Source organism: Streptomyces sp. NPDC044106 (genome assembly GCF_056433985.1).
Genome location: NZ_JBWKFZ010000029.1, coordinates 41,761 through 60,242 on the forward strand (window position 1 = coordinate 41,761; position 18,482 = coordinate 60,242).

The following is an 18,482-nucleotide window of genomic DNA, read 5'->3' on the forward strand; positions in this document are numbered from 1 at the left end:
CTCAGGCGCTCCTCTCGGGCGGTCCGTCGAGGATCTGTGCGGGGTCGTCGTAACGCTGGTGGATGTAGGGCAGCAGGGCCTCCGCGCCGACCCGCTCGACGACCCTGCCCTGCTGGTCGGTGGTCTTCTCGCCGATGGTGATCTCGACGACCGAGCGCACCGGGAGGTCGGCCACCGGGTCGTACATCGACTCGCGCAGCACGACGTCGCCGGTGACGGCCTCCAGTTTGCGGACCTTCTCATTGCGTACGCAGTGCACGAGCACCGGGTCCGCATCGAAGCCCGAACCGTCCACCGCGGGCAGGAACTTGAAGTAGAAGTCGGTCTTCCGGACCGGCTCCGGCAGTGGCAGGGCGCCGCTGACCGCGCCGCGCACCTCCACGAACGCGATGCCGTGCCGGGCGAGGCTCGCCCGCACCACGAGGCCGTCGCGCTCGACCTCCACCTCGCCGAGCTTCTTCGGCTCCCCGAAGACCTCGCGCCCGCCGATCAGGGCCCGCTCGTGGGTCATCGGCATCACCAGCGGATACCAGCCCTCCACGTCCCCGTGCGCGGCGGCGACGGCGACCGAGCCCGCGCCCAGCGGGTAGCCGGGCAGGTCGACCTTGCTGATGTTGGCCCGCACCAGGGGGCGCCCGGTGGGTTTCAGCGGCGGCGGCAGGACGGCCGCGACCGCGTCCGGGTCGCTCTCCCAGACGGCCACCACCCCCGTCGACCAGATGTCGGGGAGCCTGGAACTCGCGGTGCGCGCGGCGGCGATCTCCGCCTCGTCGCGCGCTCCGTAGCGCACACGTGTCATGTCGTACCACCCTTCGTCAGCGCGGAATCGGCTCCGCGGCCGGGACTTGCGGCGGTTCTGTAACACAGTTACAACAGTCGTCGTGAAGGGTAAAGAGACACAGCGCGACGATCCCCGCGCGCCGCTGGACCGGGAGCAGGTCCTGGACACCGCCGCGCGTCTCGTCAAGCGGCACGGCCCGCGGGCCCTGACGATGCGGGCGCTCGCCGCCGAGCTCGGCACCGCCGTCACCTCGATCTACTGGCACGTCGGCAACCGCGAGTCGCTCCTGGACGCCCTTGTCGAGCGCACCCTCGCCGACCTCGGCGAGATCCGCGCCACCGGCCGCACCCCCGCGCAGCGCGTCGCCTCCGTGGCCCGCGCCCTGCGCCGCCGGCTCCTCGACCATCCGCACCTCGTGGCGATGGTCCACGAACGGGGCCTGACGGAACGGATGTTCCTGCCCGCCCAGCGGACCCTCGTGCACGAGGTGCACGGGGCGGGGCTGCGCGGCGTCCGCGCGGCCGAGGCCGTGCGCGCCGTCCAGTTCCACGTCGTCGGCCACGTCCTGGTCGAGCGCAACCGCGAACGCGCCCCTGAGCAGCACCCCGGCGAGGAGGAGCTGTGGACGGCGCGGACCGCGGAGGACGACGGCGCGCTCGCCCGCGCGCTGGCCGCACCCCTCGATCCGGAGGCGGTGTTCCGCGTCTCCGTCAGGGCTCTGGTGGCCGGACTGCTCGGACCGGGGACCTGACTGTCAGTCGCGGCCCGTATCCTCATGGACCATGCTCGAAGACCGCACGACCGCAGCGTCCGCAGCCCCCTGGCCGGCCGCGTACCCAACGGGGTACGCGGTCGTCGACGTGGAGACCACCGGACTGGCCCGCGACGACCGCATAGTGTCGGCCGCCGTCTACCGCGTGGACGCCAGGGGCGAGATCGAGGACCACTGGTACACGCTGGTCAACCCCCAGCGCGATCCGGGGCCCGTCTGGATCCACGGCCTCACGACCGCCATGCTCGCGGACGCGCCCCTCTTCGGGGACATCGCCGAGGAGTTCGCGGGACGCCTCGACGGCCGGGTTCTCGTCGCGCACAACGCCGTCTTCGACTGGTCGATGATCGCCAGGGAGTACGCGCGCGCGGAGCGCACCGCCCCCGTGCGCCAGCGGCTGTGCACCATCGCGCTCTCCAAGGAGCTGGCCCTCCCGCTGCCCAACCACAAGCTGGAGTCCCTGGCCGCGCACTTCGGCGTCGAACAGCGGCACGCACACAACGCCCTGGACGACGCGCGCGTGCTCGCCGAGGCGTTCCGGCCGAGCCTCCATGCGGCGGCCGGCGGCAATGTCCGCCTGCCGCTCCTGGAGTGCAGGCCGCTCACCGAGTGGTCCGACGGCGCGCCCCGGATCGTGCGCCAGTCGACGGGTCCTGCGCCCGTCTCCTCGTACCGCCCCGGGAGTTGGCGCCCCTCGCGCAAGCGGCCGCCGTGCCCGTACCCGAACCCGGGGCGTTACGAACCGGGCAAACCGCTCAAGCAGGGCATGCGGGTCGCGTTCTCCGGGGACACCTCCGTCGAGCGCGAACTCCTGGAGGACCGGGCGGTGGAGGCCGGGCTGCACATCGCGACGAGTGTGTCCCGCCTCACGAGCCTGCTCGTCACCAATGACCCGGAGTCCGGTACGTCCAAGACCGTCAAGGCGCGCTCGTTCGGCACGCCGGTGATCGACGAGGCGGCCTTCGGGCAGCTCCTCCAGGACGTGACGTCCGCCACGGAGCCGTAAGCGCCTGTCTTTGCACCCCCGCAGGCGTCAGACGGGTGATTGCCGCACGACTCGCCCGCCGACCGCTCGCCCCGCACCGCCTCGGCATCCCACCCTGTGGCGCATGGCACGTTGCGAGGTCTGCGGAAACGACTACGGGATGTCCTTTGGAGTGCACGCGCAGGGTGCGGTGCACGTCTTCGACTGCTTCTCCTGCGCCATCCACCGCATGGCGCCCATCTGCGAGCACTGCCGGTGCCGCATCATCGGTCAGGGCGTCGAGGTGGAGGGCCACTGGTACTGCGGCGCCCACTGCTCGCGCGCGGAGGGGCGGGTGGGCATCGTCGACAGCGTCTGACCGGACCCCGCCGCCCGGCACCCCACGACCCGAGAGGTACCTTCGTGGGGTGTACCGCTTCCTGTTGTCCCGGCAGTGGGTGATCCTCACCCTCATCGCCCTCGTTCTCATCCCCGTGATGGTCGAGCTGGGTTTCTGGCAGCTGCACCGCCATGAGCACCGTGTCGCGCAGAACCAGCGGGTCACCGAGGCACTGGCCGCCGACCCGGTCCCCGCCGAGAGGATCACCTCGCCCGGCCACGAGGTGCCCAAGGCGGACCTGTACCGCCGGGTGAGCGCCAAGGGGACGTACGACACGAAGCACGAGGTCGTCGTGCGCCGTCGCACCAACTCCGACGACGAGGTCGGCTTCCACGTCCTGACCCCCTTCGTCCTGGACGACGGCAAGGTCCTGCTCGTCAACCGCGGCTGGATCCCCGCCGACGGCCCGCAGACCGCCTTCCCGAAGATCCCCGCCGCCCCCAGGGGCGAGGTCACCATCACCGGCCGCCTGAAGGCCGACGAGACCTCCGCGGCCAGCGGCATCAAGAACGTCCGCGGCCTGCCGGACCGTCAGATCATGCTGATCAGCAGCGGGCAGCAGGCCGCCAGCCTCGGCAAGCAGGTCCTCGGCGGCTACGTCGAGCAGACCTCGCCCGAGTCGCCCGGCGGCTCCCCCGAACTGATCGGCGAACCCGACCACAGCGGCATCGGCCCGCACATGGCGTACGCGGTCCAGTGGTGGCTCTTCGCCGCGGGCGTCCCGGTCGGCTGGGTCGTCCTGGTCCGCAGGGAGCGGCGCGACCGCGCGGCCGCCGCCGAGTCCCCCGCCGAGGAGACCGTCCCCGCCACCGCCTGATCACACGGCTCCGGGGCTCCGGATTGGCCGGGCCCCTTCGCGGGAAGCCGTTCCCCGTGCATCACCCCATCGAGGACTACGCGCTCATCGGCGACCACCAGACCGCCGCCCTGATCGGCAGGGACGGCTCCCTGGACTGGCTCTGCCTGCCCCGATTCGACTCGGCCGCCTGCTTCGCCGCGCTGCTCGGCGACGAGGAGAACGGCCACTGGCGCATCGCCCCGAAGGGCGCGGGCCCCTGCACCCGCCGCGCCTACCGGCCCGACTCCCTCGTCCTCGACTCGGAGTGGGAGACGGCGGACGGATCCGTCCGGGTCACCGACTTCATGCCGCAGCGCGACCGCGCCCCCGATGTCGTACGCATCGTCGAGGGCCTCAAGGGCACCGTCACCGTACGCAGCACCCTGCGCCTGCGCTTCGACTACGGCTCGGTCGTGCCGTGGATGCGCAAAAGGGACGGCCACCGCATCGCCGTGGCGGGCCCCGACTCGGTGTGGCTGCGCAGCGAGCCCGCGGTGCACACCTGGGGGCATCAGTTCGGCACCCACTCGGAGTTCACCGTCGCGGAGGGCGAGCAGGTCGCGTTCGTCCTCACCTGGCACCCCTCGCACGAGCCGCGCCCGCCGCTCGTCGACCCGTACGGCGCGCTCCGCGACAGCCTGGCGGACTGGCGGGCCTGGGCGGACCGCTGCCACTACGAAGGACCGCACCGCGACGCCGTCGTCCGCTCCCTCATCACCCTCAAGGCCCTCACCTACGCCCCCACCGGCGGCATCGTGGCCGCCCCCACCACCTCGCTCCCCGAGGAGCCCGGCGGCGTCCGCAACTGGGACTACCGCTTCTGCTGGCTGCGCGACTCCACCCTCACCCTGGGCGCGCTGCTCGCGGCCGGCTACTCCGAGGAGGCCGAGGCCTGGCGCAACTGGCTGCTGCGCGCCGTCGCGGGCGACCCGGCTGCCCTGCAGATCGTCTACGGCCTCGCGGGTGAGCAGCGCCTGCCCGAGTACGAGATCCCCTGGCTGCCCGGCTACGCGGAATCCGCCCCGGTGCGCATCGGCAACGAGGCCGTCAAACAGCTGCAGCTCGACGTGTACGGCGAGGTGGTCGACTCCCTCGCCCTCGCCGACCGTTCGGGCCTGCCCACACCCCCGCACGCCTGGAACCTCCAGCTCGCCCTGCTCGAATTCCTGTACGAGAAGTGGCGGGAGCCGGACCAGGGCCTGTGGGAGGTGCGCGGGCCGCGCCGCCACTTCGTGTACTCCAAGGTCATGGTGTGGGTCGCCGCCGACCGCACGGTGCGCGCCCTGGAGGAGAACCCGAAGCTGCGCGGTGACGTCGAGCGCTGGCGCGAGCTGCGGGACGAGGTGCACCGCGAGGTCTGCGAGCGCGGCTACGACGCGGCCCGCAACACCTTCACGCAGTTCTACGGCTCCGCGGAGCTGGACGCCTCGACTCTCCTCATCCCGCGCGTGGGCTTCCTGCCGCCCGACGACCCGCGCGTCATCGGCACCATCGACGCGGTCCGCGCCGAGCTCGGCCACAACGGATTCCTGCGCCGCTACACCGCGGACCAGACGGTCATCGACGGGCTGCCGGGCGAGGAGGGCGTCTTCCTCGTCTGCTCGTTCTGGCTGGCGGACGCCCTGCACATGACGGGCCGCACGAAGGAGGCGCGCGAGCTGTTCGAGAAGCTCCTGCTCCTCCGCAACGACGTGGGGCTGCTGGCGGAGGAGTACGACCCCGCGGCCGGCCGGCAGCTGGGCAACTTCCCGCAGGCGTTCAGCCACATCGGCCTCGTCAACACCGCCCTCGCGCTGTTCGGGGAGGGCGCGGGAGGATAGGGCCATGGATTTGGGACTGAAGGACCGTGTGTACGTAGTCACCGGCGCCACCCGGGGCCTCGGCAACGCCACCGCCCGCGCGCTGGTCGCCGACGGCGCGAAGGTCGTGGTGACGGGCCGCGACGAGAAGACCGTCACCGAGGCGGCCGCCGAGCTCGGCCCGTGCGCCGCGGGTGTCGCCGCCGACAACGCGGACCCGGGCGCCGCAGACGCGCTGATCGCCGCGGCGCGCGAACACTTCGGCGGCTTCGACGGCGTGCTGATCAGCGTCGGCGGGCCCGCCCCCGGCTTCGTCGCGGACAACACCGACGAGCAGTGGCAGGCGGCGTTCGATTCGGTCTTCCTCGGCGCCGTGCGGCTCGCCCGCGCCGCCGCCGCCGAGCTCGGCGAGGGCGGCGTCATCGGCTTCGTCCTCTCCGGTTCGGTGTACGAGCCGATCGCGGGCCTGACGATCTCGAACGGACTGCGGCCGGGACTCGCCGGGTTCGCCAAGTCGCTCGCCGACGAGCTCGGCCCGCGCGGCATCCGCGTCATCGGCGTACTCCCCGGCCGCATCGCCACCGACCGCATGCGCCAGCTGGACGGCCTCTCCCCCGACCCGGAGGCCACCCGCGCCGCCAACGAGGCGGGCATCCCGCTGCGCCGCTACGGCATGCCGGAGGAGTTCGGCCGCACGGCGGCGTTCCTGCTCTCGCCCGCGGCGTCGTACCTGACGGGCATCATGGTGCCGGTGGACGGCGGGTCGCGCAGCGGCTTCTGAGGCCGCCCCCGTCTCGCGCGGGCCGGTCAGCTCACGCGTTCGGCGCCGTGCTTGAGGCCGCGCAGCCGCACCGTCGCCGGCAGGCTCGCGAGGCCCGCCGAGTCGCGGGCGTGCGCGAGGGTCTCGGCGGAGAACCGGTGCAGCGCGTCGGACGGCGTGGCGTGGGGTTCGAGCACGAGCTCCGCGCGCGCCCTCGGCGTGCCGCGCCGCCCGGTCAGGGCGACCTGCGCGCGCCGGACGCCGTCCAGTGCCTCGGCCTCACCGGCCAGCACGTTCTCCATGGCGCGCCCGCGCAGCAGCGCGCCCTCGCCGTCCCCGGTCTCCACCAGGACCTCGGCGAGGCGGTGCCTGCGCAGCTGTGCGGAGAGCCACCACAGGGCGAGCAGCACGATGACCGCGAGGACGGCGATGACGGTGGGCCAGAACCAGCCCTCGTCCCGCCAGCGCGTGCGGTCGGCGGTGCTCAGCAGCACGTCGTGGCGGCCGTCGTGGATCCACCACGAGGGCGGGGGCGCGCCGAGGCCGACGGCGAGCACGGAGCCGCCGAGGACGAGCAGCACGAGTCCGGCGAGTGCGAGGACGACGCGGTTGACGGTGCGCAGCATCGCGCTCACCCCTTCCTGCCGGGCCGGGCCACGTGGACCGAGAGCCCGGGGGCCCGCGCGAGGCCCAGTTCGTGGATGCCGTCGGCCAGCGTGGTGTCCAGGTCGCCGCGTACGTCGTCGAGTTCACGGAAGTGCGAGACGGCGCGCACATCCACCTTGGAACGCGTCATGCGGACCCGCACGGACTGCACTCCCGGCACGTCCATCGCCCGGTCGCGCAGCACCGTCGCTGCCGCGCCGCGGTACAGGCCCGCGCGCACGTCGGAGTGCGTACGCCGCATCGGAAGGACCGCGCGCTGACCGGGCGTCACCGCCAGCAGGAGGAGCCAGAGCCCGATCAGGGCGGCCACGGCGGCGCCGGCCAGTACGGCCGTGTCGTCGAGGGGGCGGTGCCCGAGCTGGTGGGCCAGTTCGCGCCGCCACCACATCGCCGGGTGGTCGGCCCTGACGGCGACGATGTCGTACAGGAGCAGCCCGGAACCCGCGAGGACCAGCAGGGCGAGCAGGGCCGCGGGCACCCGGCGGGCCGACCAGAAGCGGCGGGCCCTGCCTTCGTCGCCGGAGAGCGTGGGCGGCGGCTGGTAGGCGGACGCGGAGGCCGACTGGTCGAGCTCGCTCCCGAACTGCCCGGGCTCGCTCCCGGACTGTTCGACGACCGGCAGCGGCTGGGTGGCGCCGCCCCCCTGGGGTTCGCTCATCGTGTCCTCCCCTGTGCCCCGGCGCGGACCCGCGCCGAGTGCAGCCGCTCCACCTGGACGGCCACCTCGGGCACGTCCATCCCCGCCAACGCCTTTACCCGCTGGGCGACATGGCGACGCACCGCGCCGCACTGGCCGCCGATGTCGCAGGGGTAGTCCAGTTCGAGGCTGACCCGGATGCGGGCCGCGTCATGGCGGACGGAGACGGTGGCGCGCGGCGGCGTACCGTCCGGCGGAACCGCGTCCACCGCCTCACGGGCCGCCTGCGCGGCGATCTTCGCGACGACCCGGTCGGCGATCCGGGTCGCGCCGCGCTCCTCGGGCGCGACCTGTGCCGCCACCGCTCACCGCCGCCGGTCGCCGCGGCTGCGGAAGAAGTCGCCGGGCTCCAGGTCCCCGTCGAGGAACTTGCCGGCCACGAAGCCGATGGCGCCCAAGGCGGCCACCAGCAGGAACGCTCCGAATCCGCCGAAGTATCCGGCGAATCCGAGAGCCATTCCGGCCACCATGCCGATCACGGCCATGCTCATCGTGCGCTCCTTCGCGAGACGTCCTACTGGAGGCGTCCCTGGGACTCGTCGTCGTCCTCGTCGGGCAGTTTCACATCGCTCACCGCGATGTTGACCTCGACGACCTCGAGCCCGGTCATGCGCTCGACGGCCGCGATCACGTTCTCGCGTACGTCCTGTGCGACGTCCGCGATCGGTACGCCGTACTCGACGACGATCTCCAGGTCGAGCGCGGTCTGCACCTCGCCGACCTCGGCCTTCACGCCGCGCGACACGGACTTGGAGCCGCCGGGGACCCGGTCGCGCACGGCCCCGAAGGTCCGTGCGAGGCCGCCGCCCATGGCGTGCACGCCCTCGACATCGCGTGCGGCGAGCCCCGCGATCTTCTCGACGACGCCGTCCGCGATGGTGGTGCGGCCCCGGCTCGCGGGGTCACCGCCGCCGCTCCGGCCCGGCGCGGACTTCGCCGCGCTCTCGTCCAGGGAATTCTTCTCCAGCGTCTGAGACGCCTTGCGCTGTCCGCTCTCGGTCATCGCCGTCCCGTTCCTTTCGACAGGGGGAACTGCTCCGTCGAATGAGGCTGCTTCTGCGCCCACAGTAAGCGCGGCCCCGCGCCCGCGCGCTCGGGATGGGGCAGGCTGGAGCCATGACGGGAGAGGGTTGGACCCAGGCGGTACGCCGGCAGCTGGGGCTCGGGCGGGTGCTGCCGCTGGGCGGCGCGGGTGACGGCGCGTGGGTGACGGAATCGGCGGTGGACGCAGCGTTGCGCCGAATGGCTGACAACGTCACCGGTGTGCGCCTCGGCACGCTCCGCGTCGCGCCCGCCGATCCGGAGCACGCGCAGGAGCCGGCGGTGCCGCCGCCGCCGAGCGCGCTGCCGCCGGGGCCGCTGCGGATCACCGCGGACTTCGCGGCCGTGACCGGCGAGCCGCTGCCCGCGGCGGCGGACCGGCTGCGCGCCGCGCTGACCACCGCGGCGCACCGGGTCGGCCTGCGGGCCGACGCGGTGGATCTGGAGGTGACGGCTCTGCTCGACGAGGGCGCGGACGCCGGCGTACGCCCACCGGGTGACCCCGCGCCCGCGGGGCACTCCGGTGACGAGGAGGGGGACGGCGGGGAGAGCGGGGGCGAGCCGCGCGACGGTGACGCCGCACGCGTCGAGCAGGCCGTCCTCTCGGTGCCCGGGGTGGCCGGGCTCACCGGGGTGCTCGGCCGGGCCGTGCACATCGAGGAGCGCCCGGAGGCGGCAGCGCTGCCGCGCCGCCACGCGCGCGTGGAGCTCGCTACGGACGGCGGGCACCGCGCTCTGGACGTGGCGCTCGCGGTCCGCGCGGCGGTCGGCGCGGCCCTGCCCGACCATCCGTCGGTGGCCGTGCTGGTCACCGAGGTGGGCTGAGAGCCTGTGTCATATCCCCGGTCGGATCAGTGGGCGTCGTCTGGTGCGTGCGATCGCAAGGCGCCGGAAAGTCCTCGGTGGGGGTCCCCCCGGGCCGTTCAGGCCTGGGGGAAGAGCTACTAGGGCTTTTCGGCAACGCGGCGAGCGTGCGTGCCAGGCGGCGACCACCCGGCCGGGGATATGACACAGGCTCTGAGAGCCCGCGGCGACGGTGCCGGGTCAGTCGCCGAGGCCCGCGAGGTCCCGGAGCCTGCGTCCCTGTGCGGCGCGCTCGGCGACGCGCTGCTCCTCGTAGGAGCGGCCCGCGGCGCCCTGCAGCAGCGCCTTGGTCTCGATGACGGCGTCGCGGGGCGCGGCGACGAGCGCGGCGGCCAGGTCCTTGGCGGTCGCGTCGAGTTGGTCCACGGGGACGACGAGGTTGGCCAGGCCGGTGCGCTCGGCCTCGTCCGCGTGGACGAACCGTCCGGTGGCGCAGATCTCCAGTGCGCGGGCGTAGCCGACGAGGCCCACCAGCGGATGCGTGCCGGTGAGGTCGGGGACCAGGCCCAGGCTGGTCTCGCGCATGGCGAACTGCACGTCGTCGGCCGCGATGCGCAGATCGCAGGCGAGCGCGAGCTGGAAGCCCGCGCCGATGGCGTGGCCCTGGACGGCGGCGATGGACACGATGTCGCTCCGCCGCCACCAGGTGAACGCCTCTTGGTACTCGGCGATCGTGGCGTCGAGTACGCAGTCCTCACCGCGTGCCAGATCGATGAAGGACGGCTCGCCGTCGAAGCCCTCGGGCGTGAACGCCTGCCGGTCGAGGCCCGCGGAGAAGGACTTGCCCTCACCGCGCAGCACCACGACGCGGACGCTGCCGGGCAGCCGCTGACCTGCCTCCGTCAACGCCCTCCACAGCGCGGGAGATTGGGCGTTGCGCTTGGCCGGATTGGTCAGCGTCACCGTGGCGACGGCCTCGTCGATGGTGAGGCGTACGCCGTCCTTGTCGAGAACCGGTGCGAGCTCGCTGTCGGACGAAGCCATGGGTGCCTCCGATGGGGTGCGGTCGGGCCGGACGCACGGATGCGCCCGCAAGTGACTGCACAGTAACCACCCGGCCGATCTGTCGGCCGACCGGGTGGTCACCATCGGAGCATGGGACAGCCTGCCTCCTGCCGTCAGCCGGCGGCGGCCTTCTTGCCTCGCGTCGCCCCGCCGCGTCCCCGCAGCGTGACGCCGGACTCGCTGAGCATGCGGTGCACAAAACCGTAGCTCCGGCCGGTCTCCTCGGCCAAAGCCCGGATGCTCGCACCGCCGTCGTACTTCTTCTTCAGGTCTGCCGCGAGCTTGTCGCGCGCGGCGCCGGTTACCCGGCTGCCCTTCTTCAGAGTCTCGGCCACCCGTGCCTCCTCATGGGAAGTGCGCTCTGGACTTCTCATGATCACCCCTCTCGGCGTTCCTGGCCACCCATTCGACAAGGTCCATGCGACGAGGTTGGCCGTCCGAGGCGCCCCGGACACGAGCGGAGTTCACCATTCCGCGCGCTGAATTTCACTCAGCCGAACGGAGACCGCGACGAAGGGGCAGGTCAGGGCGGTGCGAGGGGAGGGAGCGCGACTCCTCGCAGGTCGGCGCCGAAATCCGTGTATGACACACGTCGGTACGAGGACAGCTCACACAGATGAGGGATCACGGATCGGCCGAATGATCCATACCCAGTGGATCAGTCATTCGATCAAGCACGGTGGACGCACCGCCGCCCCGGCACGGGCCTGTGGGGCCACCGGCCTCAGGCGAGGGCGACCAGATCCGCGTAGTCCTGGCCCCACAGGTCCTCGACGCCGTCCGGCAGCAGGATGATCCGCTCCGGCTGGAGGGCCTCCACGGCGCCCTCGTCGTGCGTGACGAGGACGACCGCGCCCTTGTAGGTGCGCAGCGCGCCGAGGATCTCCTCGCGGCTGGCCGGGTCGAGGTTGTTGGTGGGCTCGTCGAGGAGGAGGACGTTGGCGGAGGAGACGACCAGGGTCGCGAGGGCGAGCCGGGTCTTCTCACCGCCGGAGAGCACGCCCGCCGGCTTGTCGACGTCGTCCCCGGAGAAGAGGAACGAGCCGAGCGTCTTGCGGACCGCCACCAGGTCGAGGTCGGGGGCGGCCGAGCGCATGTTCTCCAGGACCGTGCGCTCGGGGTCCAGGGTCTCGTGCTCCTGCGCGTAGTAGCCGAGCTTGAGGCCGTGGCCCTCGATGACCTGCCCGGTGTCGGGCTTCTCGGCGCCGCCGAGGAGGCGGAGCAGGGTGGTCTTGCCCGCGCCGTTGAGGCCGAGGATGACGACGCGCGAGCCCTTGTCGATGGCGAGGTCGACGTCGGTGAAGATCTCCAGCGAGCCGTACGACTTCGAGAGCCCCTCGGCCATCAGCGGCGTCTTGCCGCAGGGCGAGGGCTCGGGGAAGCGCAGCTTGGCGACCTTGTCGTTCTGGCGCACCTCCTCAAGGCCCGCGAGGAGCTTGTCGGCGCGCTTGGCCATGTTCTGCGCGGCGACCGTCTTGGTGGCCTTGGCGCGCATCTTGTCGGCCTGCGAATGGAGCGTCGCGGCCTTCTTCTCGGCGTTCTGGCGCTCGCGCTTGCGGCGCTTCTCGTCGGACTCGCGCTGCTGCTGGTAGAGCTTCCAGCCCATGTTGTAGACGTCGATCTGGGCGCGGTTGGCGTCCAGGTAGAAGACCTTGTTGACGACCGTCTCGACCAGGTCGACGTCGTGGGAGATCACGATGAAGCCGCCGCGGTACGTCTTCAGGTAGTCGCGCAGCCAGACGATGGAGTCGGCGTCGAGGTGGTTGGTCGGCTCGTCCAGGAGGAGCGTGTCGGCGTCCGAGAAGAGGATGCGGGCCAGCTCGATACGGCGGCGCTGACCACCGGAGAGCGTGTGCAGGGGCTGGCCGAGCACCCGGTCGGGGAGGTTGAGCGCGGCGGCGATGGTGGCGGCCTCGGCCTCGGCGGCGTACCCGCCCTTGGTGAGGAACTCCGTCTCCTGGCGCTCGTACTGCTTGAGGGCCTTCTCGCGGGTGGCGCCCGAGCCGCTCGCGATGCGCTGTTCGTTCTCGCGCATCTTGCGGATCAGGGTGTCCAGGCCGCGGGCGGAGAGGATGCGGTCGCGCGCGAGGACGTCGAGGTCGCCGGTGCGGGGGTCCTGCGGCAGGTACCCGACCTCTCCGGAGCGGGAGATCGTGCCGCCGGCGGGGATGCCCTCACCGGCCAGGCACTTGGTGAGGGTGGTCTTGCCCGCCCCGTTGCGACCGACGAGGCCGATGCGGTCGCCCTTCGCGATGCGGAAGGTGGCGTTCTCGATGAGGATGCGGGCGCCGGCGCGCAGCTCGATGCCGGAAGCGGTGATCACGGGGTTCTCCTGAAACAGAGTGGACGGCGGGAGGGACGACTGAGGTGCTCAGGACCGGTGTCTATGCCGTCCAACTGAGGAGAGGTGCTGCCATGACAGCCAGTCTAACGGGCCCTCGCAACTACTTTTCCGGGCCGCTGCCGCCGCCGGTGTCCCCGTTGCCCAGCGGGGTGCGCCCCGGGACGATCCTCCCGTAGTCGTCCACCGCGACGACCTGCGCGGTCCACGACGCGGTGGCGCCCGTGCAGGGCTGGGCGAGCAGCAGGGCTCCGCCGCGCCGCACGGAACGTGCCGGATCGAAGGCGCAGCCGGGGCGGGCGGGCAGCACCCAGCGCAGGTCCCCGTCCGCGGTGCGGTAGGCGGCGATGCGGTGCGGGGTGACGACGGCCAGCATGCGGGCGTCCGGGGTGAGCGGCTGAAGGACCCCGGCGCCGCCGCGCGCGGCCGGGGAGCGCAGCCAGGCGGCGCTCTCGGGGATGGCGCGGTGCCAGCGCACGGCGCCGCCGTCGGCGCGCGCGACGTCGGTGACCAGGCCGTCGTTCCAGAGCGTGAGGGCGTGCCCCGGTGCGGGCAGGAGCGTGACGGGGTGGCGGTCCTCGCGCGTGTAGGTCCAGCGGCGGCTGCCGCTCCCGATGTCGTACGCCTCCACGGCGCGGCCCCGGGTACGCAGCCCCGGGTCGGCGACGGGAGCGGCCACGCGCGCGTGGACGGTGAGGCGGTCTCCGTAAGGGGCCGGCCGCGAGTGGTGGGCCGCGGTGATGAGTGGCAGGGCCAGCAGGGCGAGCGCCACGGGCAGGGCGATGCGGGCGCCGCGGCGGGCCGGGGCGGGCGCCTCGCGCGGCGGTCCTGCCGGGTCGAGCGGCGATGCGGACACGACGCCCCCTTCGGTACCCACTGCCCACGGATCAGGCGCGAGCGTAGCGGCGGGGGCACGGCAGGTCTGGGCCGCGGCGGGGCGACACGGCGCGGGCGGGGTCCGCGTCCCCCGTTCGGACCTCCGTCCGGCGCCCGGTGGCGTAGGGCATATGAGGATGAGGTGTCGGGTAGTCCGGTAGTCCGGTGCGGGACGGCGCGTGCCGTCCCGGTCGTGCGGCAGAGGGGTGCGCCATGCAGTTCGACGACGACGCGGGCCTGGACACCTCTGAGGTGCAGGATGTGCGCGGCAGCCGGATCCCCGGCGGCCGGGCGACCGTGGGGGGCGGCGTCGCCGGTCTGATCGCGCTGCTCCTCGGGCTGTTCTTCGGAGTGGGCCCCGACCAGCTGGGGCTCTCCTCCGGCAACGACGAGCCCGAGGCCACCTCCTCGTCCCTCGCGCAGGTGCAGCAGGGCTGCCGTACGGGGAAGGACGCGAACAGCAAGGAGGACTGCCGCATCGTGGCGGTGGTCAACAGCGTCCAGGACTACTGGCGCCCGGAGTTCCGGCGCAGGCGCGGAACGTACTCCCCCGCGCCGACCGTGCTGTTCACCGGCCGGGTGGGCACCGCCTGCGGCACCGCCACATCGGCGGTCGGCCCGTTCTACTGCCCGGGCGACAAGAAGGTCTACCTGGACCTGGACTTCTTCGACGAACTGCGGACCAAGTTCGGCTCCACGGGCGGCCCCTTCGCGCAGGCGTACGTCGTGGCCCACGAGTACGGCCACCACGTGCAGGACCTGGTGGGCACCCTGGGGCGCTCCCAGGACGGGCGCACCGGCCGGGACAGCAACGCGGTGAAGGTGGAGCTGCAGGCCGACTGCTACGCCGGGGTCTGGGCCCGGCACGCCACCCGCAGCCCGGACGAACGCACCGGCAAGCCGCTGATCAGCAGTCTGGACGACAACGACATCCGCGACGGCCTCGACGCGGCGGCCGCGGTGGGCGACGACCGGATCCAGGAGAGGTTCCAGGGCCGGGTCACCCCCGAGACCTGGACGCACGGCTCGGCCCGGCAGCGCCAGCAGTGGTTCTACCAGGGCTACCGGACCGGCGACATGGGTCAGTGCGACACGTTCCGCTAGCGGTCCCCGAGTACGGGGCTCACTCGCCGCCGGTGTGCACCTGGAAGGCGGCGCGGCGCACGGCCTTGGCGAGCGCCGGGTCCGGGTGGGCCGCGGCGAGGGCGACGAGGACCTGGACGGTGCGGGGGTGCCCGGCGCGGCGCACCTCGTCGAGGAGGGCGGGCACGGTGGGCTGGACCGCGGATTCCAGGTGCCGGACGAGGAGTTGGGTCTCGCCGTGGTCCGCGACGGCCGCCGCGGTGTCGATCCACAGCCAGGTGGTCTCCTCGCGGGTCAGCACGAGGTGGACGTCCTCGGGGTCGGCGCCCTCCTGCTCGGCGAGCCACAGCAGGGCGTAGGGGCGCAGCGAGGGCTCGTCGACGACGGCCCTGACGTCCGCCTCGGCCGGGGCGCCGACCACGCGCAGGGCCTCGAAGGCCAGGCCGCGCAGGAGGGCGTCCTCGCCGCGGGCGGCGGTGAGGAGTTCGGTGACGGCGCTGGAGACGGTGCGGGCGGCGAGCCAGGCGCGGTACTCGGCGCGGGCCGCGTTGGGGCGCAGGCGGGCGCAGCCGCGCAGCATGTCCTCGGCGGACTGCTCGATGTGCCCGGCGGGGCTCTGCGCGGCGACGCAGATCTGCTCCAGCTTGACCCAGACCGCCCAGCTGCCGAGCGGGGTGAGCGTGGCCTGCCCGTCGGCGCAGGTCAGCGCGGAGACGGCGGCGAGGCCGTGCAGGGCCCAGTCGAGGAGGGCGGGCAGCGGGGCGTCCTGCGGGCCGTCGGCCGGGGCGGGGCCCTCCGGCTGGGGCTGCTCCGGCTGCGGGCCGTAGGGGATCTCGCAGCGTTCGGTGCGCAGTTCGGTGACGCGCTGGTCGAGGAGGTCGAGCAGTTGCGGCACGGGGACGGGGCCCGCCGACAGCTGCAGGAGCGAGAGGACCTGCGGCATGGCCTCGACGACCTCGGCGACGGCCGCGGGGGCGAGCTCGTCGGGCGCCGGGTGCGCCAGCGACCAGGCGTCGAAGAGGGCGACCCAGCCGCGCAGCACGGCGGTGTCGTCGCGGTTCCAGGCGCGCAGCCGCCAGCCGGGCCGCGCGCTGTCGCCGTGCACCTCGATGAGGCCCGCGAGGCGTGCGGTGTCCCAGTCCGCGCGGACCTGAGCGGGGGTCAGCCCCAGCTCGCCGGCGGCGCGTTCGGCGGTGGCGTCGGAGAGCGTGCCCTTGCCGTCGGGCGTTCCGCCGGTGCCGCCGGGGCCCGGGCGCAGGGCGGCGTCGGCCCAGCGGGCGACCCGTACGGCGTCGGCGAGACAGGCGCGGGCCGCCCGGGCCAGTTCGGCGGGGGCGGGGGTGCCCTCGGGCGGCCGGGGCGCGGGACGGCGCGTGCGGCGGTTGCTCATCGCGCCGGGGGCGGCCGAGAGGGGTCGTGTCGCGTCGCGCCGGGCCTCTTTTCGCTCTTCGGCCCTCGGGTAGGGCGCGCGGACAAGTCGGAGCCTGGAGTCGCGCGGGGTACGGGACGTCACGGGAGCAGTCTTCCTGTTGACGGTCCGAAAACCCAAACGGAATGCGGACGGGGGCCGTTCGTCCGCCGCGGGCCGGGGTGGTGGAAGGCGTACGGGAGGGGTGCGGCAGGGGTGCGGACGGTCACAGCAAGGGGGTGAGGAAGCGGCGCAGCACCTCTTCGTACCCCTTCGGGTCGGCGTTCCACATGGCGCCGTGCGGTGCGTCGGGGACGGGGTGGAGCGTGACCAGGTCCGGGCGCCGGGCGGCCAGTTGACGGGAGAGGAGCCAGGGCGCGACGGCGTCGTCGGGGCCGTGCACGAGCAGGGTCGGGACCCGCAGTGTGCCGGGGCCGCCCGCCGCCAGGATCCGGTCGCCGCGCAGCCCCGTGCGCCCCTGTGCCGCACGGACCGCAAGCGGAAGGAGCGGTCCGGGGGTGCGCCGGGCGCCGGCGAGGGCGCGCAGGGTGGTCTCCCAGTTGAGTACCGGCGAGTCGAGGACGAGGCCGCTGACGCGGTCGCGCAGGGCCGAGTGCGCGGCGGCGTGCAGACACATGGCGGCGCCGGTGGACCAGCCGTACAGGACGATGCGCTCGGCGCCGTGGCGTACGGCGTACCGCATGGCGGCGTCCAGGTCGCGCCACTCCGTCTCGCCGAGGTGGCCGAGGCCGTCCGGGGAGCGGGGGGCGCCGGGGTCGCCGCGGTAGGCGATGTCGAGGACGGGGACCCGCAGGCGGCGCAGGAAGTCCATGACCACCATGGGGTGCTCGCGGGTCGTGCCCAGGCCGTGCACGGTGATGACGTGCGTGTCGCGGGCGCCGGACACGGACCAGGCGGGCAGGGAGCCGAGCTCGCCGGGGATGTCGACGTCCGCGTACTCGATGCCGAGTGCGGTCAGCGGGTCGCCGACGTGGACCTGCGGGGTGAGCCAGACGCGGGCGCCGGGGTCCAGGGAGCCGTGGGTGACGGCTTCGAGGCGGCGTACGACCGTGTCGGCCTCGTGCGGGGCGGACTCCAGGACGGGGCCGACGATCGCGTGGCTGCCGTTGCCGCTCAGGCCGTACGTGCCGGGGCGGCGGCTCGCGAGGGCGCGGGTCAGGCTGATCCGGCCCGCGGCCGTGGCGTGCACGGTCAGGCGTGGCTCGGTCGGCAGCGGACGGCCCACCGGTGCCTTGAGGGCGGCGTCGCTGGCGAACCGGCCCGCCGCGATGGCGGCAGCGGCGGTCCCTAGGGCGGCTGCTGTGACTGCGGTGACGGCCGCTGCCGTCGCTTTGGCTGGGCGCACCGTCCCAGTGTCCGGGGGCGAGGCGCCCGAGGCCAGTGGGCGATGCCCGCGGAGTGAGCGGAAACGGACGGAAGTGCGCCGCTCAGCGGGACGGCTGGCCGTACCCCCCTAGTTTGTCCTGCGCCTCGCGCAGCTGCGCGAGGGACAGCAGGGTCGGGGCGCGGCCGGGGACCGCGGCGGCCGTCAGCCAGAGGCGGGACATCCACTCCAGTTGGGCCGTGCGGTCGTAGGCCTGGGCGAGGGTGTCCCCGTAGGTGACCGTTCCGTGGTTCTGGAGGAGGCAGCCGGTGCGGGCACGCAGGGCGTGGAGCATGTGCTGGGCCAGCTCCTCGGTGCCGTACAGCGCGTACGGCGCGACGCGGACCGGGCCGCCGAGGGCGCCGGTCATGTAGTGGACCGCGGGGAGCTCGGTGACCAGCATCGAGGCGGCCGTGGCGTGCACGGCGTGGGTGTGGACCACCGCTTTGGCGTCGGTGGTCCGGTAGACCGCGAGGTGCATCGGGAGTTCGCTGGTGGGCGTGAGGTCGCCGATGACCTGCCGTCCTTCGAGGTCGACGCCGACCGCGTCCGCGGGCCGCAGCCGGTCGTAGGGGACGCCGCTCGGGGTGACGAGGACGGTGTCGCCGACCCGGACCGAGACGTTGCCCGAGGTGCCGACGACCAGGCCGTCCGCCACGGTCCTGCGGGCCGTTTCGACCAGCTCGTCCCAGGCCCGCCCGATCGCGTCGCGCGCCGCGCCCGGGTCCGCCTGCCGCCGCGTCACCTGTTCCTGCCGCCGCTCCTGCGCCTGTCCCTGCTCAGTCATGCGGCGATCCTGCCAG

The 18,482-nt window shown here is 73.5% G+C and carries 21 protein-coding genes; 8 read left to right on the forward strand and 13 right to left on the reverse strand.

Annotation, left to right across the window (positions count from 1 at the left end; translation table 11 throughout):
• Window position 1: 1 nt before the first annotated feature.
• Entirely contained in the window at window positions 2–799 is a 798-nt protein-coding gene (locus AC07DI_RS35565; RefSeq protein ID WP_478908913.1) for an acetoacetate decarboxylase family protein, read from the reverse strand.
• 82 nt (window positions 800–881) lie between these two features.
• On the opposite strand from AC07DI_RS35565, the gene AC07DI_RS35570 reads away from it, so the two are divergent.
• The 6 genes from AC07DI_RS35570 to AC07DI_RS35595 all read left to right on the forward strand — a co-directional run bounded on the left by AC07DI_RS35570 (window position 882) and on the right by AC07DI_RS35595 (window position 6,335).
• Window positions 882–1,532: a TetR/AcrR family transcriptional regulator gene (locus AC07DI_RS35570; protein WP_384257670.1), complete on the forward strand. Its 651-nt coding sequence runs from the start codon at window positions 882–884 to the stop codon at window positions 1,530–1,532.
• 31 nt (window positions 1,533–1,563) lie between these two features.
• On the forward strand, window positions 1,564–2,559 hold the full coding sequence (locus AC07DI_RS35575; RefSeq protein ID WP_384257668.1) for a DEDDh family exonuclease: 996 nt from the start codon (window positions 1,564–1,566) through the stop codon (window positions 2,557–2,559).
• A gap of 103 nt (window positions 2,560–2,662) precedes the next feature.
• Window positions 2,663–2,896, forward strand: a complete 234-nt coding sequence (locus AC07DI_RS35580; RefSeq protein WP_478908915.1) for a hypothetical protein — start codon at window positions 2,663–2,665, stop codon at window positions 2,894–2,896.
• 49 nt (window positions 2,897–2,945) lie between these two features.
• Complete coding sequence (locus AC07DI_RS35585) at window positions 2,946–3,734, forward strand: SURF1 family cytochrome oxidase biogenesis protein (RefSeq protein ID WP_384257663.1); 789 nt, start codon at window positions 2,946–2,948, stop codon at window positions 3,732–3,734.
• 56 nt (window positions 3,735–3,790) lie between these two features.
• Complete coding sequence (locus AC07DI_RS35590) at window positions 3,791–5,575, forward strand: glycoside hydrolase family 15 protein (RefSeq protein ID WP_478908917.1); 1,785 nt, start codon at window positions 3,791–3,793, stop codon at window positions 5,573–5,575.
• Window positions 5,576–5,579: 4 nt separating this feature from the next.
• Window positions 5,580–6,335, forward strand: coding sequence for an SDR family oxidoreductase (locus AC07DI_RS35595; protein ID WP_478908919.1), 756 nt, complete (start codon window positions 5,580–5,582; stop codon window positions 6,333–6,335).
• 26 nt (window positions 6,336–6,361) lie between these two features.
• Here AC07DI_RS35595 and amaP read toward each other — a convergent pair whose 3' ends face one another.
• Genes amaP through AC07DI_RS35620 form a run of 5 tightly spaced genes read right to left on the reverse strand, consistent with a single transcriptional unit; the run spans window position 6,362 to window position 8,680 of the window.
• Window positions 6,362–6,940: an alkaline shock response membrane anchor protein AmaP gene (gene amaP, locus AC07DI_RS35600; protein ID WP_384257657.1), complete on the reverse strand. Its 579-nt coding sequence runs from the start codon at window positions 6,938–6,940 to the stop codon at window positions 6,362–6,364.
• A gap of 5 nt (window positions 6,941–6,945) precedes the next feature.
• Window positions 6,946–7,638 (reverse strand): DUF6286 domain-containing protein, encoded by a 693-nt coding sequence (locus AC07DI_RS35605; protein WP_478908920.1) that lies wholly within the window; start codon window positions 7,636–7,638, stop codon window positions 6,946–6,948.
• Complete coding sequence (locus tag AC07DI_RS35610; RefSeq protein WP_384257653.1) at window positions 7,635–7,979, reverse strand: Asp23/Gls24 family envelope stress response protein; 345 nt, start codon at window positions 7,977–7,979, stop codon at window positions 7,635–7,637. The genes AC07DI_RS35605 and AC07DI_RS35610 overlap by 4 nt, the downstream gene beginning before the upstream one ends.
• 3 nt (window positions 7,980–7,982) lie before the next feature.
• Window positions 7,983–8,168 carry a hypothetical protein gene (locus AC07DI_RS35615; RefSeq protein ID WP_384257650.1) on the reverse strand — a complete coding sequence of 62 codons (186 nt, stop codon included), beginning with the start codon at window positions 8,166–8,168 and terminating at the stop codon, window positions 7,983–7,985.
• 23 nt (window positions 8,169–8,191) lie between these two features.
• The gene (locus AC07DI_RS35620; protein WP_384257649.1) at window positions 8,192–8,680 is read right to left on the reverse strand and encodes an Asp23/Gls24 family envelope stress response protein; all 489 of its coding nucleotides are present in this window, start codon (window positions 8,678–8,680) and stop codon (window positions 8,192–8,194) included.
• 113 nt (window positions 8,681–8,793) lie between these two features.
• On the opposite strand from AC07DI_RS35620, the gene AC07DI_RS35625 reads away from it, so the two are divergent.
• Window positions 8,794–9,543, forward strand: coding sequence for a nucleopolyhedrovirus P10 family protein (locus tag AC07DI_RS35625; protein ID WP_478908922.1), 750 nt, complete (start codon window positions 8,794–8,796; stop codon window positions 9,541–9,543).
• A gap of 219 nt (window positions 9,544–9,762) precedes the next feature.
• Here the strand turns inward: AC07DI_RS35625 and AC07DI_RS35630 are convergent, their stop codons facing one another.
• From AC07DI_RS35630 to AC07DI_RS35645, 4 genes are all read right to left on the reverse strand, one after another.
• Window positions 9,763–10,566 (reverse strand): enoyl-CoA hydratase/isomerase family protein, encoded by an 804-nt coding sequence (locus tag AC07DI_RS35630; protein WP_384257644.1) that lies wholly within the window; start codon window positions 10,564–10,566, stop codon window positions 9,763–9,765.
• Between the two features lie 134 nt (window positions 10,567–10,700).
• Complete coding sequence (locus tag AC07DI_RS35635) at window positions 10,701–10,922, reverse strand: helix-turn-helix domain-containing protein (RefSeq protein WP_055550175.1); 222 nt, start codon at window positions 10,920–10,922, stop codon at window positions 10,701–10,703.
• 389 nt (window positions 10,923–11,311) lie between these two features.
• Complete coding sequence (locus tag AC07DI_RS35640; protein WP_384257642.1) at window positions 11,312–12,910, reverse strand: ABC-F family ATP-binding cassette domain-containing protein; 1,599 nt, start codon at window positions 12,908–12,910, stop codon at window positions 11,312–11,314.
• 121 nt (window positions 12,911–13,031) lie between these two features.
• Window positions 13,032–13,784 carry a PQQ-binding-like beta-propeller repeat protein gene (locus AC07DI_RS35645; RefSeq protein WP_478908924.1) on the reverse strand — a complete coding sequence of 251 codons (753 nt, stop codon included), beginning with the start codon at window positions 13,782–13,784 and terminating at the stop codon, window positions 13,032–13,034.
• A 233-nt stretch (window positions 13,785–14,017) separates the two neighbouring features.
• Here AC07DI_RS35645 and ypfJ point away from each other — a divergent pair, with 233 nt between their 5' ends.
• Window positions 14,018–14,908 carry a KPN_02809 family neutral zinc metallopeptidase gene (gene ypfJ / locus AC07DI_RS35650; RefSeq protein ID WP_478908926.1) on the forward strand — a complete coding sequence of 297 codons (891 nt, stop codon included), beginning with the start codon at window positions 14,018–14,020 and terminating at the stop codon, window positions 14,906–14,908.
• 19 nt (window positions 14,909–14,927) lie between these two features.
• Here the strand turns inward: ypfJ and AC07DI_RS35655 are convergent, their stop codons facing one another.
• From AC07DI_RS35655 to AC07DI_RS35665, 3 genes are all read right to left on the reverse strand, one after another.
• Window positions 14,928–16,400, reverse strand: coding sequence for a hypothetical protein (locus tag AC07DI_RS35655; protein ID WP_478908927.1), 1,473 nt, complete (start codon window positions 16,398–16,400; stop codon window positions 14,928–14,930).
• A 121-nt stretch (window positions 16,401–16,521) separates the two neighbouring features.
• Window positions 16,522–17,661: an alpha/beta hydrolase family protein gene (locus AC07DI_RS35660; protein WP_478908929.1), complete on the reverse strand. Its 1,140-nt coding sequence runs from the start codon at window positions 17,659–17,661 to the stop codon at window positions 16,522–16,524.
• An 82-nt stretch (window positions 17,662–17,743) separates the two neighbouring features.
• Window positions 17,744–18,466 carry a class II aldolase/adducin family protein gene (locus AC07DI_RS35665; protein ID WP_478908931.1) on the reverse strand — a complete coding sequence of 241 codons (723 nt, stop codon included), beginning with the start codon at window positions 18,464–18,466 and terminating at the stop codon, window positions 17,744–17,746.
• Window positions 18,467–18,482: the final 16 nt, after the last annotated feature.